Here is a 14,283-nt window from a genome sequence, read left to right on the forward strand (position 1 = left end):
CCAGGTGTACCTCACATGACCCCTGTTCCGGGTCATTCTTCATATTCAGCGGTCGCTCATCCCCAGGTGGAGAGCATCTCTTGGGTGGAATTCCTGCAAGCCAAGCTCAGCATCATCCCACTCGACATGATGCAAACACTTGGCCTGGCTGGCATCCTCCTCCTCACTGCGCAGGCGTCAAGCTGGGTCGTATCGCGCAATCAGCCGATTGAAGTGCGTCGTTTCTGGATGGTCACCTTCCGCAATCTTGCGGCATTCATGTTCCTGGTTGGCGTTTGCGTTATCTGGCGAGAGCAGTTGCATTCGGTTATTGTCGCCCTTGGGGCTGCCACAGCCGGTATGCTGCTGGTGTTCCGCGAAGCCTTCATGTCAATGCTGGCGTTCTGGCTGCACGTGCTGAAGCGCACCTACGGTCTGGGGGACTTCATTGAAATCGATGGTGTCACGGGCGAGGTAGTAGACATGACTTGGCAGCATATCCTCTTGGCAGAGACTGGCCCCGGTACGTTGACCTACTCAGGCAGGGTGATTCAGATTCCAAACCACCGGCTGTTGCATACCCCGGTATTCGTCGACAATCTCACCGGGGATTATGGCGCGCATGTATTGCAGGTTCATCTGCCCAAGGGTGTCGATATCCTGAAAGCAGAGAAGCTTCTAATGGCTGCAGCGGTAAAGCACTGCGAGCCATATTACGCCGATGCCAGGCTGCATATGAATGAGTTGCAGCGCCGCAATGCCATCGACACCCCCTCCATCGAGCCTAAGGTTCGCATCAAGCTGGTGGAGGAGGGGTTCGCGATTCTGGTGCTTCGCATCGTCACGCCGTTCCGGGAGAAGCTGAAGGTCGAGCAGCTCATTCTGCGAGACTTTTTGGCTGCTGCTGACGAGGATGCTTGGCCTCGTGTTCACTTGCGCCACCACCCGTAATCCGCCATACTGGCTTGGACTTGAGAGGCCAGTATGTCTGAACAAAATACGCAAGAACCCTACGACGATTTCCCTTACTCAGAATTCGCTGACAGCAACTATCACGCCGCTGTAGCTGCCCATCCCTGGCTGGCCCAACCGGTGATGCGGGCGATGCTACACAAGCTCGCCAACGAGAATGCCTCCGTCCCAACCAGGCAACGGAAGGTTATCCGCCTCGCGCAAGAGGCCTCTGAAGCTGTAGCGCCGTATACTGCCTGCAAAAAGGGCTGTTCTAGCTGCTGCCATCTCCCCTTGATGATTTTTACCAGTGAGGCCGAGACCATCGCGGCCATTACTGGACGCAAGATGACCCATTTGCCGTTCCGCATGCCGGAGCCAGAAGATAAGGTCGAAAAGATGGCCTTCCTTGGCCAGCCTTGTCCATTTCTCGTGGAGAACGAATGCTCGATTTACGAGTCCCGGCCGCTCGAGTGCCGGCTGCACCATAACATGGCGGGTGACCCCGCGCTTTGCGATACCACCAAGTTTGGCGAAACCAGCATCCCGACCATGGGCAGCTTCAAGGATTTCGAAATGGTATTCGCCTGGCTCTCCCTCAAGAAGATGGAAACACTGGCAGATATCCGGGAGTTCTTCCCGGAGTGACTTGCAAAAACTACTATTTAACAGTAGACAAATAAGCATTTAATTGGTATACTAGGGTCTCTCAGTGGGAGACTCTAATGCAAGAAGAAAAGTCCAAGGCGCTTGCCGCTGCCCTCGCGCAAATCGAGAAGCAGTTCGGAAAGGGCGCCATCATGAAGATGGGTGACGGTGCAGTTGCCCTCGATATCGAATCCGTATCCACCGGCTCCCTCATGCTGGACCGTGCCCTCGGCATCGGCGGCTTACCCCGTGGGCGCGTGGTAGAAATTTTTGGTCCAGAATCCTCAGGCAAGACGACCCTGTGCCTGCATGTTGTCGCTGAAATTCAAAAGGCAGGCGGTGTCGCCGCCTATATCGATGCCGAGCATGCGCTGGACCCGGTCTATGCGCAAAAGCTCGGGGTCAATATCAATGACCTCCTGATTTCCCAGCCGGACGCCGGCGAGCAGGCGCTCGAAATTGCCGACACGCTGGTGCGCTCAGGCGCGGTCAGTGTTGTCGTTATCGACTCCGTCGCCGCGCTCACCCCGAAAGCTGAAATCGAAGGGGAGATGGGTGACTCGCACATGGGCCTGCAGGCCCGCATGATGTCGCAAGCGTTGCGTAAGCTCACCGCCGTCACCAAGCAGCATAACGTGCTGCTCATCTTCATCAACCAGATTCGCATGAAGATTGGCGTGATGTTCGGTAATCCCGAAACTACGACCGGGGGCAATGCACTCAAGTTCTACGCGTCTGTTCGCCTGGATATCCGCCGTACGGGTGCTATCAAGCAGGGCGATGAAATTATCGGTAACGAAACCCGGGTCAAGGTCATCAAAAACAAGGTTTCGCCTCCCTTCAAGGAAGCCCACTTCGACATTCTGTTTGGCAAGGGCGTCAACCGTGTGGGTGAGCTGCTCGACCTGGGTGGCGACCTGGGATTGATTGTGAAGTCCGGCGCCTGGTACTCGCTGAAGGAAACTGGCGAAAAGATTGGTCAAGGCCGTGAAAACGCTTGCCAGTGGCTGAGAGACAACCATGAAATCGCAGCCAGCCTAGAGCAGCGTGTGCGCGCGGCATTCCCTGGGGCCAAGCAAGAATCCTACGAATCCGAAGAATAGAAAGGACAGGCATGCTTATCAGTATCCAAAACCTGAAAGACCTTGTGGCAGGACAGCTAAAGTTTGACATTGCAGGGGTCCCGCCTTCGGCTGACGCTATCAAAAATCGATTGGATGCGATTGCAGAATCCAGGTTGATGTTAGCGAATTTCATCTACGGTGGGCTAATACTGCAATCCGCGATGTTCGTGATATTGGCATTGGTCGCACTAACGCAAGCGCTGAGCTTGCTCGTTTATCTCAACGTTGAGTCAGGGTTGGTCGCATCCTTCTTCTTTATTGGTGGCGGTCTATCGTGTCTGATAGCGGCTTTAGGTGGGTCGGCAGCAACCCTGTATTGCGGGTTGCTTCGCAACTTGGAGGGAGAGCGCGAACACCTCGAGGATATTATCGACTGTTATGTAAGCCCACTGGTCACTGCTTGCGCCGAGTACCCGGAATGCGAATCCTACCGTCAGCGCGTAGCGGCCCTTGGCCGTCCATTTGTTAACGCTGAGCGGGAGCTTTTGCTTGGCTGGGAGAAAACCAAGGAATTGCGTGACCTGAAAGCAAAGCTGTATGCCGGTGAGTCACGTCCTGCACGCTATAGCGAAAAGGCTGAAGATGAACATTTCTGAGCTCAAAACGTTAGTGGCTAGCAAGTTGGTGTTCGACGTCCAACAGGGCGCTCCATCCCAGGCGTGTATTGATGAGCGGTTGAGCTATGTAACGCCAAAGCGCATCCGGAACGTAAGCATTGCTTGCGATGCCGCAAACCTGGCAACAGCTCTCACCGCGGTGGTATCGGTCACGGCAACTGTATTTTTCATGATGGGAATTTTGTCGACGAAACTCCATACCCAGAATACCCCAATGGAGCTTTGGGTGGGATTCTTTTGCTCATTAGCCGGCATATTGGTGTCGCGAAGCATTTATTGCTTTAAAAATGCTCTTAACGACATTGAGACGGCGCTGCTTAATGAGCTTGGAAATCTTCAGCCATTACCTCAAGCACAGTGCGCCGTCATGTTGAAGCAGTGTCAACAAACTCCTGAGGGCATGAGCTATAGAGAAGGCGTGATTGCGGCCGGGCGACAATTTGTTATTGCAGAAAAAACACTACTCAAGAACTGGAATGAATCTGCGAGCGACCGCGCAGCATGTTCCGAACTCTACAACCTTAACGAGGATTAAGAAATGTACCAAAAAATCAAAAATATTGCTCAAAACCCACTGGTCTTCGATATCAGCAATCCGGTCCCCCAAGACGTTCTTGAAGCACGTCGGAATGCCCTTTTGAAGGTAGAAAAAATTGTTAGTTTGGTTGATGACTTTACAGGTCCACTTGCCGCAATTAGTGTCTTCGCTAGTTTGTTTTGCGTCACGCTTGTCATCGGCTGCTTGCCACAATCCAATTTGGGCTGGATGACTGTTATCAAAGGCACCTTGATGTTAGCTGTGGCACTCGCCGTGCCGACTTTGGCACTGATATCAGTATTCAATCTCGAACGCTGCTGCAATAGCATTCTTAAGGAAATTAAGGGCCTGCGGCCTATGGAGGCGACCTCCTGTAAGGAAGTGCTAGCCTGCTGTGAACTTCACCCTGAATGCGATAGTTATCGTAAGGCCGTCCTGGCCGAAGGGCGGACATTCGTTGAGGCTGAAGGCAAGCTCTTAATTGCGCATGCAGACGAGGTCGAGACTAAGGCCGCCTGTGCGGCGCTCTATGAGACGCAAACTGCTTAGCCTCCTATCCGGTAAAGAAAAAGAAAGCTAATCATGACCATTAAGTGGATTAACGCCATCATCGCAAACAAGCTGGTATTCGACCCCTCGGTGCATCCCCCTTCACAGGAAGACATTGACCGTCGATTGGCTCAACTTTCGGACAAATTGATTTGTAACGTGGGGCTCCTCGCTTCTTTAGCTGGTGCTTTGAATGTCATTGCAAGTATTTGCGCCTTCGTGGGCATCGGGGGAACTCTGCTCAGTTGGCTTATTACGGCATTGCCTTTCAATCAGCTTGCGTTATATGTGCTAGGTGGTGGCCTCGTTGGCGCAGGATTGATGTTCCTTGCGTCCGAGATGGAAGAACAGCTCTTCGACGCCCAGGCGGCCTTGACCAATGAAAAGGAAAGTTTGCAGCCAATTCCGCAGTCTGAATGCGCCAAAGTGCTGAGTCTTTGTGCCGGCACGCCAGAGGGTGAGCGCTATCGTCAACAAATCATCCAGTCAGCTCGTCATTTTGTGGAAGCTGAGCATGAGATGCTGAATGCCTGGAACAACGCCGCCCATGAGCGTGTTGCTGAAGCCGCGCTTTACAAGAAAAACGAGGAGTAAGCCATGTATTTCAAACTCAAGAAATTAGCAGAATCCAAACTTGCAATCACCATGGCTGGGCCACAGCCGCAAGCGGCAATTGAGGCTCGGATTGCCGAGCTCAACATCGAAGGTCAAATTACCGAGCGCCACGTTGACTTTATGCTGAGCATGAACCTTCTGATGGCACTTATCAGTTTTTTCGCAACCATTACCTATGCCGCCAAACATCTTAAGCCAGCTTTTAGTTGGGGTTGCCTGTTTGAGACTTTCGGCGTTTTGTTTGTCTCTATGGCGCTATTCTGGTTGATGCTCGATTTCGTGATTAAGCTGAGCCGGGTCGTGTCCTCGCTTGATGCGGAGCGTTCCGGATTACAGCCGATGGCCCGCAAGCACTGCCAGGAGCTAATCGACTGCTGCGAGGCCCATGCCGAATGTGAAGCCTATCGCGATGCGGTAATTAAGCAAGGGCGTAAGTTCATCGCGGCCGAGTTCAAGATGTTGGTGGCGCATGCCAAGACGCTCAAGGAAAAGGCTGCCTGTAATGAGCTGTATGAGACGCTCACCGTAAAGGATTAACTGATGACGTCAAAAAACTATCAAATCTTTATGGACAGCGCGGTGGTATTCAACATGGAGACGCCTGCGCCAACGGCTGAAACCATTGAGCAGCGCAAAGCTTTACTTGCTTCTAAGGAATTCAAGCGCTGTAAGCGTGCTTCCACGGTCTATGGGACGGCCACGGCATTAACTTGTATTCTTACACTGGCGCTAGTTTTCACCGCAATTCAGGGACTAGCGCTAGGCATGATTATTCCCGGAGAGCTGTTCTTGTGTGCAGCCGCATTTGGAATCGCAGCTTTTTTCATGTTGGTTGGCCGGTCAAACACTTTATTCAACATCGTCGATTCATGCGAGAAAGAGCTAAACAACCTTTCGTCCATCCAGGAGCTGGATTGTGCCGAGTTATTTGCCTTGAGTCAGGCCAGTGAGGCTGGAATGGATTATCGTCAGCAGGTGCTGGCGCTCAATCGTGAGTTCACGGTCGGAGAATTGAAGATGATGCGCGAATGGAAAGCCAAAGTCGCACTTAAGATGGCGCGAGCCCAGCTCTATAACCAAGAGCTTACCGCCTAACCGATATTGAGGTGGTAGCTAACAAAAAAGCCGGCGATTGCCGGCTTTTTCTTTTCGTATCGCTTAGCGATTCATCATATAGTAGAGCAGGTTGAGTGCATCGACTTCCGTGAAGGTTCCAGCCTGGGCCATCTTCCTAATCTGGTCGACCAGCACTTGAGCCAGCGGACCCGGCTCGATAAGTTCGACCGGTGCAGGGTTGGGTGCCCAGACAAAGCCGGTGGTAGCGGCAGAGGACGCGGCAGCAACCATGGCGGATGCGGTGGCCGGGGTCACTGCGGGTGCTGCGGTAGCGCCAGCTGGTGCGGTTGCCGCTGGTTTCGCGGCCGGTTGTGCTTGAACCGCTGGCTTGGCAGCTGGAGCTGGCCGTGCGGCTGGTGCCGGTTTGGCCGCGACCGGAGTTGCCGGTTTTGCAGGAGTTGCAGCTGGCTTGGCGGCAACAGCTGGTGCCTTCTTGCCGGCCGTGCGTCCTGCGCCAGCCAGAGCACGTGCTCGAGCGCCACTGGCCACAGGAATAACTGGAAGTTCTGTTTGCTGAGGTTGCGGGCGCACCACCGGTTGCACCTCTGCAGTCGCCGTCTCTCCAGCCTGAACGGAAGCAGCCTTGAGCGCCTGTTCACGGGTGGTTGGCAACGGTATATTGGGGTCCATGACCCAAGCCGAAATCTTTGACGGCGGGAACGTGGGGTTATCCAGGAAGCCTCGAGGCAGCCCCATCAGGTCGGTGATATCGTCTGCAAGCGGGTCACGAACGAGGATGGCCCCCTTCTTGACGTTGCCGGCGTAAGGCAAACCCTTGCCAAGCAGGTCGCGCCACAAACAGACTTTTGCGCCGCGGCGAGCTGAGGCAAACAACTTTTCGAGGTTGCCTGCGCGGAACAGGGAGTGTTCCTTGGAGATTTTGTCGTTGCCAGCAGTGGCGGTGACCGGGGCGGCAGCCGCAGCTTGTGCCTGGGTTGCGGGCTTAGCCGCGACTGGTGCTGGCTTGGCCGCTGGCTTTGCAGCCGGTTTCGCTACCACAGCTGGTGCTGCAGCAGGGGTTGCAGCCGGACGGGCAGGAGCGGCGGCAGGCAACACCTTGCCTTGTGCGCTCGGCTTCGCCGCACTGCGACCAGCACCCAACATGGCACGGGAAACGCCAGGCGGAAGCTTGGCGCCAGCTTTGGCTCCAGTGGAGACGGATGGGGTTGTTTGATTCGCAGGTTTGGAAGTTGCCACAGTTGTATCCTCCTTTGTTTGTCCAGGCTGTGTTGCAATAATGGTTCCGGTTTTGGCTTGAGGCGCGCGCTTCGTGCCCCTGGTTGCCGGCGCTTGTGCAGAAATCTCAACCGCCGCTGGTTTGACGGTTTCTGTATCCGACAGCACTTCTTCATAGGTGTCGGTAGCCATCGCCTCCAGGTTCTGAATCCACTCCGGCTTGAGTTCCGGATTGGCTTGCTCCAGCCAGTTATTCGGGAAACCAGCTCTAAACAAACGTGGGTTGATGTGCCCCATGCGTTGGTCGTCGAATACGGCAGTGTTTTCTACGATATTGGTGATACTGGACGCCTGGAGTTCAAGCGCATCCGCCAACATGTTTAAGCGGTCTGGGAATGCTTCTACCAGTCGCTTGAGGTTAAGGCGGCGTATCGGTGCTTTTTGGATGGATTCGGCTGCAAATTGCTTCAAGGTGTCGGCTTGGGCCGGGGTCACCGTTGAATCCTTGATTTCGAGCCAGTTAACTGGGAAGCCCGCATCGCCAAGACGCATATTAAGATGCTGAAGATGCTCGCCCTTCAATTGCTCACGGCCGGAGACCAGGGATTTCAGGAGTTCTTCGCGAATTAACAGGGCGGCAGCTGCGCCATCCGTGCCTAATACATCTACCAGCTTGTTCAGATTGACCGAGCGAACAGAGCGCTCGGCGCCAGGCTGAAAACCAGTCCGCGGACGACTATCGTGACGATGCGGCTTTGATTGCCTGGGTTGTTCCATATAGCAAACCTCCATGTTTGGACAGTGTTCGAGCTATACAATTTCCTAACACAATACAGGTGAATCCAATTTTTGTCAGGGAGACCCGACAAGCGGCCCAATTAACGTCGAGTGGCCCGACTAGATTCACTAGAACTCATGTACTTTATAGAAATTGGATATAACATGATGCACTACGAAATTCACAACGCAATGCGTAAGCTGGCTCGAACTGTAGCGGGGATATTTGCATCTGTCAAGGGGGATGCCCTCAAAAAACAGCATAAATCCCTTGGTGTTTTTGCATTTCTTTGCTCTACCTTGGCATTGGCCAGTGTGCCAGCTCATGCAGAAGATGCGCATACTCGTGCCATCATGAACTCAACCAGTTTGCTTAATTACCTCTCCGGCGTGCTGCCTGAGGCGCTTCCTTCGGTGCTAACTCAGATTAACAACGGGACCATCAAGCGCATTGCCCCGGAGGACCCGGTCTGGATTATTAATGCGGATACCAACCAGATTCTGTATTACCAGGGGCAGCCGACGTTTACCAACAAGGATGCTTCACAATTGGTCGACGATATCGGTCAGCGCTTCGGGCAAAAGGCAGTAGCTAACGCCAAAGTGGCACGAAACACCTGGTTGACCATTGTGATGGGTGGGCTGTCGTATGGCGCGTATTGCGCCAACAAGTATCCCTTCCTGGTATGCAGCCTGAATCCGGAAGGTTCCGAGCTACCCAAGAAACCAGCAAGCGCGACTAGTCAGCAACCGCCAGCCCAGTCAGCTGGAACTGCTGGGCAGTAAACAAAAAAGACCGCAATATGCGGTCTTTTGATTGAGTAGCTCAGTTAAGGTGGGGCAACTCGAACTGTGAGAGCCACATCAGTCCGCGCAGGATGCCTACCGAAAGTACAGTGCCCACGAGCGTGGCTATGGCCAGCATGACGGCAAAAAGTAACAGGTTGCCCTGGTTCACCACCGAAGCTATCAAGGTCAGTGTCGCGGCAGCATCCAGCGCGAACGCCATGCGACGGGACTGGTCCAGCCGGCGATACCTGGTTGGCGCCATGGACATCACGTACGTTGCCAAGCAGTTAAGCAACACGGCGGCGATAAACAGCAACGGGGCAAAAGAAAGCGTAAAACCCTTCACTTCAATCAACATAATATTTCCTCCTAGTTAGGACGATAGAGTCCATTCCTGTATAGCGCCGCTGATGTGAAGTGAAATAGAAATCCCCGCCACATGGACGGGGATGAGAGTGAAAGTTATGTTTGCTTAGACAACCAGGGCAATACCTGCCTTGACCAGTTGTCCTGCTATTTTTAGTTGTCCTGCAGTCGGCGCATGAATCACGGTGGTTTGCACGATAGACGGGCTTTGCAGTACTTCCATGTGCGCATCACACTGCTTGATTAGCCAGCTGGTGCGCCCGAAGCGTTGCGGGCTGTGGCTCACACGCAAACCCGCATCCTGCAATCGTGCGACCCAACCAGGTTCGCGGTCATTGGGATACATGCGTATCCGCAAGACCTCGCATGGCTGAATATCCGCCGGATTGACCTGCCCGCCATAAGCCTTGGATAACACCAGATAGGTTTGGCGCTTGCTCCCTGACTTGTTCATGTGATGCGCCTTGCCGCCACCGCTACGAATGCGCTCCAGCACACCCTTTTTCAGGAGATGTGCCAAATCCACATCGTTCGATTGCAACTGCCATTTACAGTTAACCGGCATGTGCCACGTAGGGTGCGCCTTGAATAAGGCGATAAACCCTTCGCGGCGGGCAATACCCGGTCGCATATAAGCCAGGTCTCGGTAGGAGACCGCTTGGCCGGATGAAAGCACAACGTTCATTTGATACCTCCCTATTTAATAAACCAGTTCATCGAGTCGGGTGTAGGGCTTGTTAAGCATCGACAGATACAACTCGATTTCCGCCAGGCATTCCTGCCCGCCACCGCCACAGGTATCGAAGTTGTTGAAGCTGGAGAGCAAGCGACTATCGAAAGATGGCGTTGCAATGCTGGATGCTAGGCCTGCGACTTCTTCGAAATCCGCCTCCAGCACCGCCTCGAGGTCCAGGTCTTCGCTCGAGTGCCGGCGAGTATTGAGCATTTCCTTCCCGACCTTCACAATCGTCGAGGAAGATACCCCGTTATCCATCCAGCCACGGAAGAACCCATAATCCTTCTCGATGAAGCGGCATTGGCTGAGTTTCCCCGGCCGCGCGCCGTTGTAATGCAGGTAATTGAATACATCCGCCTCCGTGTCATCGGTAAGGCCTTCTCCCACCCACATCACAATGACTGGCTTCCGCGTATTGTTAATACGCTTCACTACCCCATCGACAACAGTTTCAGACCAGTCCCGGTATGCGGGTTGGACATCTACCACCAATAACGCACTTGATTTCATGAAAATTTCCCTCATATTAATAAATAGACCTTGATGGGGTATAGCGCAGCTTTTGTTAACATCAGCGCTTCGAGGAAAGTAATGGGGGGGTGCTGTTGCCTTGCCAGCGCAAGCCAGCTGCATCAATAAGGAAAACTAATAAAGAAGGACAAAAATATGATTAATTGGTCTGAGAGAGCCCATCAGGCTAGAAGACAGGTTTACTATCACTGGGCGCTGAAGCCTTTAGAGCGATACCTCGAATCCCATGAAGTAGCAAAATCCTTCACGGGAACCGGCTTAAGTATCGATGGGAGTCCCCTGGACGGTGGGTTGGTCACCCTGACCCACGACGTGATGGTCGACGCGGAAGCTATCGGCAGACTTTTCATGCTGCCCGATAACTCGACCGCAACCTACAAAGACACCACGGGTTCGACCCTAACCTATGCGCCACCTGGTGTTTACCTCCAGAGTCAGCATCCATGGACGCTAGCAGGGCACACGAATTCCGTCGGCATCTATAAAACTAACCCCACATCGGGGATTTATATCGATGCGGTCTATATCGACCACATGTTTATGGATAAGGCCAAAACCCCGGACAAGTTCGGCTTTGTAGCGTTTGGGCTTTGCGCCCTAACGGCCTACAGGCTAGGTTGGAGTGAAATTACTCTATTGGCCGGCGGGTGCGCGCCACCCATTCCCTCGAAGTGGGCCATTCCTGACATGGTGGGATACTTCGTATGGCCAAAGTTCGGGTTCGATGCGCCACTAGAGCCTGGTGAAACTTCAGGTAACCCAAAACTGTCTCATTGCAAGACGGTTAGCGACGTCATGGCTGCCGACAGTGATTGGTGGCAGAACGTCGGGGGCAATGGCCGAGCGATGAAATTCGATTTGACCCCGTTTAGTAAGTCATGGAAAACATTGATATACTATGCAAAGACCAAGGTTAGGATGGAGTCCTGATGAAAATCTATATCAGTAAGCAAAAGCGATGGGCCAGCGGCAAAGAAGCCGCTAAGCTGCCTGTTGTCTTTAACCTGGCGCTGACCACCGCCACTCGATTCCGCGGATTTTCCCAGACCGTCGAGGAAGGCATCCAGATGTCCAAACAGGGCAGCTTTACCGATATCCCAGGGTTGGTGGGCAAGAAGTAATCGCCTGCCAGTCCCACAACCAAAGCGCCGTTAAGGCGCTTTTTTTATGCCCAAACCCAGCCATCGTGAACTGTAACTTGACAAATCCTCTCAAATAATTTACCATATATGGTAATAAATGAGGGGTCGGCATGGATACCATTGAGCGTGGGATATTAATTCAGGCAACGCGTAAAGCCCAAAAAAAGACTATGTACCAGCTCGCCAAAGAGGCGGGCATCGGCATACAAACCCTGGTGCGTCTCGAGGCTGGAAACTTAGGCATCGGTCAGGGGATTGTGGATTCCGTGCTGGGTGTACTGGGACTGTCCCTTGAGCCTGCGGACAAGCGTAAATTATATCCCGGCTCAGCGCTACATCCGCTTCACGTCGAGTCCAACCAGGTTGAGCAGGTGGTGAAGGACGCCGTCATGGCCGCTTGTGCCGAGCTGGATAAGCTATTCCCCGGGGCAAAGCCTGAGGTGGACGGGATTAACAGTAGTTTTGCAGGCGTGTTGGAAGCCAATATCAAAGCCATGCTCTGTGGTCATCCGGTGGACGTCAGGCGTAATCGCACCCCGCTCCCAAAGCTCGTATGGTCGGATTACGACTTCGGCACGCCATTCAACTTGCCGGAAGGCGCGCAAGGCTACATGGTCATCATCGATGGCATGGACCTTGTGCTCGAGCCATCCAACTATTACAGCCATGACCCCTTCACAGAGGCTTGGCGCCCGGCGAGGCGCTGCACGGACCTGTTTAGCTCCTGGATGGCTGCGGCGGAGGGAATACGTTTGTATATCGAACAGGCGGGGCAGGTCCCCGGTGAGCCACGCATCATCGCCGGGGTCTTTACGCCAAACGATGGTGTTGCGCCATTTGAGCCGACGCAAGCTGAATAAACGGCTGGGGTAGTCCAGCACATCCAATTAACAAGGGGTCAATCATGTCGCAAGAAAAAGAAAAGGCTTCAGACTATCCGCCATTGCCATGCCCGTATTGCGAAATCGAGCGCAATGCACGGTCGGTTAACAAGGACGGCTCGGTGACCTATTCCTGTCCGCCGGACCATGTGACGCATGGTAGCCGGTATACCTGGCGTATCGCCGCGGACGGGACTCTCATCGAGCGATAAGAAATAGCCCGGGTGGGCTCTGCTGGCTAATGCACGGATTCAGGCCCGCGCCGGCGTAGCGTCGGGGTGACCACCATGCCATTTTCAAAGTCTGGATTGCTTACAAAGCCATAAAGGTCTGCCTCGCCCGCCACGATGAGCAGCGTGGTACAACAGCTCGCCAACGCCGCACAGACCTCTTCGGAGTTGGGTCGGCCGCGAGACATGGGGGCATCCAGGACCCCTGCATGGTCGAGGATAATGACGTCTTGCTTGGGCAAACTCTGTTCAGCCGCTTGATTGAGCAGGGAGTAGGGCGTCGGGCTAGTCATCCCCGCCACCGATTTCCAGCGGTGCGTCCGCTCTAGCGGCGTCGTGTACATCACGTCCCGGCCTTCTGCCGTGAGCTCCGTCAAAAGCTCATCAATCAAGCGGCCCATACTAACGCCAGGCTCACTGGAAACCAGGATAACCCGAACACCGGCATGAATGGCCTCGCGGGCCATGCTCTTGACCTGGTTGAACTCCATCGGTATCGCGGACTCTTGCATGATTTCCTCATTTTACTGGGTAGAGAGCGGTATAGCGCTATCTCGCGAATTCCCGAGTAAACGCTATACAAATCATGCGCCGCATTTCGTGGCGCCATGCTATTGGAGCCACCATGCCAGCCTACGCTGAATCCGTGTGTACGTTTAATCCGCACACCCTCGTTGCCGGGGATGTGGCGGCAGAGCGACTCGAATATCTCTATCCAGAAACAGGGGAGGTCGTCTCCGTCCCCAATGTCTGGTTCAACCAGACGTATACCCTGCGCGCAGAAGCGCTCAAGGACGAAGCGGTGAGCCTCTTAATCCAGGCCGATGAACTGCTGCGAGATGGGTTTTTGGCCAAGGCGGAAAGCCTGCGTGAAACGGCCGGGTACCGCGAGGCCGCCGCGCGATGGATGTTGATGATGGGCAATCCACAATACCCCGTCGCTTGTGTACGATAAGCGGACGTAACAAAGCCCGGTTAATCCGGGCTTTTACTTTTTAGGCGGCAGGTTGTACAAAAAAGCGTGGAAGTATCTCGAAACGCAATTGTGCGCCGCGAAATCCTGACAGGTCGACCGCGCGTATTCCAACCCGCATCATGTGCAGGCCTGTGACCGAGTTAAGCTCGAACTCGCGCGTATACCGAGGCTCATTTTCATTAAGGACATCAGACAACCCATTAAGGATATCGGATGCGGCATGCGCCTCAATGTAATTGGGTGAGCCTTCCCCTAATGCGGTCTTGAACAAATGGCTGACATTTAGTGTTTCTCCGAAAGGGGTCTCCCAGCCATTCTCCTTCCAAAACTCACTCCATGCTTTATTGACAAGAACTATTTCCCCGGCAAGTGACACGACGGCAATGAGAGCCCGCTGCACATCAAGGTTCCCCTTGAGAATCTTTAGAAATTCCCGCATATGCTGTTAACAGCTTATAGTTGTGAACGAATAGTTTCACAGTAGCAGTTAGGGGTATTCTTGTCAATTTATTTACAAGTAATTGCAAATGTTTCCCATTTAG

21 protein-coding genes are annotated in these 14,283 nt (G+C 53.7%); 15 read left to right on the forward strand and 6 right to left on the reverse strand.

Annotation, left to right across the window (positions count from 1 at the left end):
- The first annotated feature begins 15 nt into the window (after positions 1-15).
- The 9 genes from NMK_RS10680 (at position 16) to NMK_RS10720 (ending at position 6,116) form a co-directional block, all read left to right on the forward strand.
- The gene (locus tag NMK_RS10680) at positions 16-930 is read left to right on the forward strand and encodes a mechanosensitive ion channel family protein (RefSeq protein ID WP_181376248.1); all 915 of its coding nucleotides are present in this window, start codon (positions 16-18) and stop codon (positions 928-930) included.
- A 33-nt stretch (positions 931-963) separates the two neighbouring features.
- Complete coding sequence (locus NMK_RS10685; RefSeq protein WP_109015751.1) at positions 964-1,578, forward strand: YkgJ family cysteine cluster protein; 615 nt, start codon at positions 964-966, stop codon at positions 1,576-1,578.
- 77 nt (positions 1,579-1,655) lie between these two features.
- A complete protein-coding gene (recA, locus tag NMK_RS10690; RefSeq protein ID WP_109015752.1) occupies positions 1,656-2,681 on the forward strand; it encodes a recombinase RecA in 1,026 nt (341 codons plus the stop codon).
- Positions 2,682-2,692: 11 nt separating this feature from the next.
- Positions 2,693-3,298, forward strand: a complete 606-nt coding sequence (locus NMK_RS10695; RefSeq protein WP_109015753.1) for a hypothetical protein — start codon at positions 2,693-2,695, stop codon at positions 3,296-3,298.
- The gene (locus tag NMK_RS10700; RefSeq protein WP_109015754.1) at positions 3,285-3,854 is read left to right on the forward strand and encodes a hypothetical protein; all 570 of its coding nucleotides are present in this window, start codon (positions 3,285-3,287) and stop codon (positions 3,852-3,854) included. The genes NMK_RS10695 and NMK_RS10700 overlap by 14 nt, the downstream gene beginning before the upstream one ends.
- 3 nt (positions 3,855-3,857) lie before the next feature.
- Positions 3,858-4,406 (forward strand): hypothetical protein, encoded by a 549-nt coding sequence (locus tag NMK_RS10705; protein WP_109015755.1) that lies wholly within the window; start codon positions 3,858-3,860, stop codon positions 4,404-4,406.
- 33 nt (positions 4,407-4,439) lie between these two features.
- Positions 4,440-5,000 (forward strand): hypothetical protein, encoded by a 561-nt coding sequence (locus NMK_RS10710; RefSeq protein ID WP_109015756.1) that lies wholly within the window; start codon positions 4,440-4,442, stop codon positions 4,998-5,000.
- A 3-nt stretch (positions 5,001-5,003) separates the two neighbouring features.
- Complete coding sequence (locus NMK_RS10715; protein ID WP_109015757.1) at positions 5,004-5,558, forward strand: hypothetical protein; 555 nt, start codon at positions 5,004-5,006, stop codon at positions 5,556-5,558.
- 3 nt (positions 5,559-5,561) lie between these two features.
- A complete protein-coding gene (locus NMK_RS10720) occupies positions 5,562-6,116 on the forward strand; it encodes a hypothetical protein (RefSeq protein WP_109015758.1) in 555 nt (184 codons plus the stop codon).
- Positions 6,117-6,179: 63 nt separating this feature from the next.
- Here the strand turns inward: NMK_RS10720 and NMK_RS18515 are convergent, their stop codons facing one another.
- Entirely contained in the window at positions 6,180-8,090 is a 1,911-nt protein-coding gene (locus NMK_RS18515; protein WP_181376251.1) for a hypothetical protein, read from the reverse strand.
- Positions 8,091-8,255: 165 nt separating this feature from the next.
- On the opposite strand from NMK_RS18515, the gene NMK_RS10730 reads away from it, so the two are divergent.
- Positions 8,256-8,876 carry a hypothetical protein gene (locus NMK_RS10730; protein WP_109015759.1) on the forward strand — a complete coding sequence of 207 codons (621 nt, stop codon included), beginning with the start codon at positions 8,256-8,258 and terminating at the stop codon, positions 8,874-8,876.
- A 40-nt stretch (positions 8,877-8,916) separates the two neighbouring features.
- Here NMK_RS10730 and NMK_RS10735 read toward each other — a convergent pair whose 3' ends face one another.
- The 3 genes from NMK_RS10735 to NMK_RS10745 all read right to left on the reverse strand — a co-directional run bounded on the left by NMK_RS10735 (position 8,917) and on the right by NMK_RS10745 (position 10,491).
- Entirely contained in the window at positions 8,917-9,237 is a 321-nt protein-coding gene (locus tag NMK_RS10735; RefSeq protein WP_109015760.1) for a hypothetical protein, read from the reverse strand.
- A 114-nt stretch (positions 9,238-9,351) separates the two neighbouring features.
- Positions 9,352-9,930, reverse strand: coding sequence for a hypothetical protein (locus tag NMK_RS10740; protein ID WP_109015761.1), 579 nt, complete (start codon positions 9,928-9,930; stop codon positions 9,352-9,354).
- A 15-nt stretch (positions 9,931-9,945) separates the two neighbouring features.
- Entirely contained in the window at positions 9,946-10,491 is a 546-nt protein-coding gene (locus NMK_RS10745) for a hypothetical protein (protein WP_146187178.1), read from the reverse strand.
- Between the two features lie 156 nt (positions 10,492-10,647).
- On the opposite strand from NMK_RS10745, the gene NMK_RS10750 reads away from it, so the two are divergent.
- From NMK_RS10750 to NMK_RS10765, 4 genes are all read left to right on the forward strand, one after another.
- Complete coding sequence (locus NMK_RS10750) at positions 10,648-11,442, forward strand: hypothetical protein (protein WP_109015763.1); 795 nt, start codon at positions 10,648-10,650, stop codon at positions 11,440-11,442.
- Entirely contained in the window at positions 11,442-11,633 is a 192-nt protein-coding gene (locus NMK_RS10755) for a hypothetical protein (protein WP_109015764.1), read from the forward strand. The genes NMK_RS10750 and NMK_RS10755 overlap by 1 nt, the downstream gene beginning before the upstream one ends.
- A gap of 131 nt (positions 11,634-11,764) precedes the next feature.
- The gene (locus tag NMK_RS10760) at positions 11,765-12,514 is read left to right on the forward strand and encodes a helix-turn-helix domain-containing protein (RefSeq protein ID WP_109015765.1); all 750 of its coding nucleotides are present in this window, start codon (positions 11,765-11,767) and stop codon (positions 12,512-12,514) included.
- 44 nt (positions 12,515-12,558) lie between these two features.
- Complete coding sequence (locus NMK_RS10765) at positions 12,559-12,747, forward strand: hypothetical protein (RefSeq protein ID WP_109015766.1); 189 nt, start codon at positions 12,559-12,561, stop codon at positions 12,745-12,747.
- Positions 12,748-12,773: 26 nt separating this feature from the next.
- Here the strand turns inward: NMK_RS10765 and NMK_RS10770 are convergent, their stop codons facing one another.
- Positions 12,774-13,277: a hypothetical protein gene (locus NMK_RS10770; RefSeq protein WP_109015767.1), complete on the reverse strand. Its 504-nt coding sequence runs from the start codon at positions 13,275-13,277 to the stop codon at positions 12,774-12,776.
- 113 nt (positions 13,278-13,390) lie between these two features.
- On the opposite strand from NMK_RS10770, the gene NMK_RS10775 reads away from it, so the two are divergent.
- Complete coding sequence (locus NMK_RS10775) at positions 13,391-13,720, forward strand: hypothetical protein (protein WP_109015768.1); 330 nt, start codon at positions 13,391-13,393, stop codon at positions 13,718-13,720.
- 40 nt (positions 13,721-13,760) lie between these two features.
- Here the strand turns inward: NMK_RS10775 and NMK_RS10780 are convergent, their stop codons facing one another.
- A complete protein-coding gene (locus tag NMK_RS10780; protein WP_109015769.1) occupies positions 13,761-14,180 on the reverse strand; it encodes a hypothetical protein in 420 nt (139 codons plus the stop codon).
- Positions 14,181-14,283: the final 103 nt, after the last annotated feature.

It is taken from the genome of Novimethylophilus kurashikiensis, assembly GCF_003112435.1.
GTDB lineage: Bacteria > Pseudomonadota > Gammaproteobacteria > Burkholderiales > Methylophilaceae > Novimethylophilus > Novimethylophilus kurashikiensis.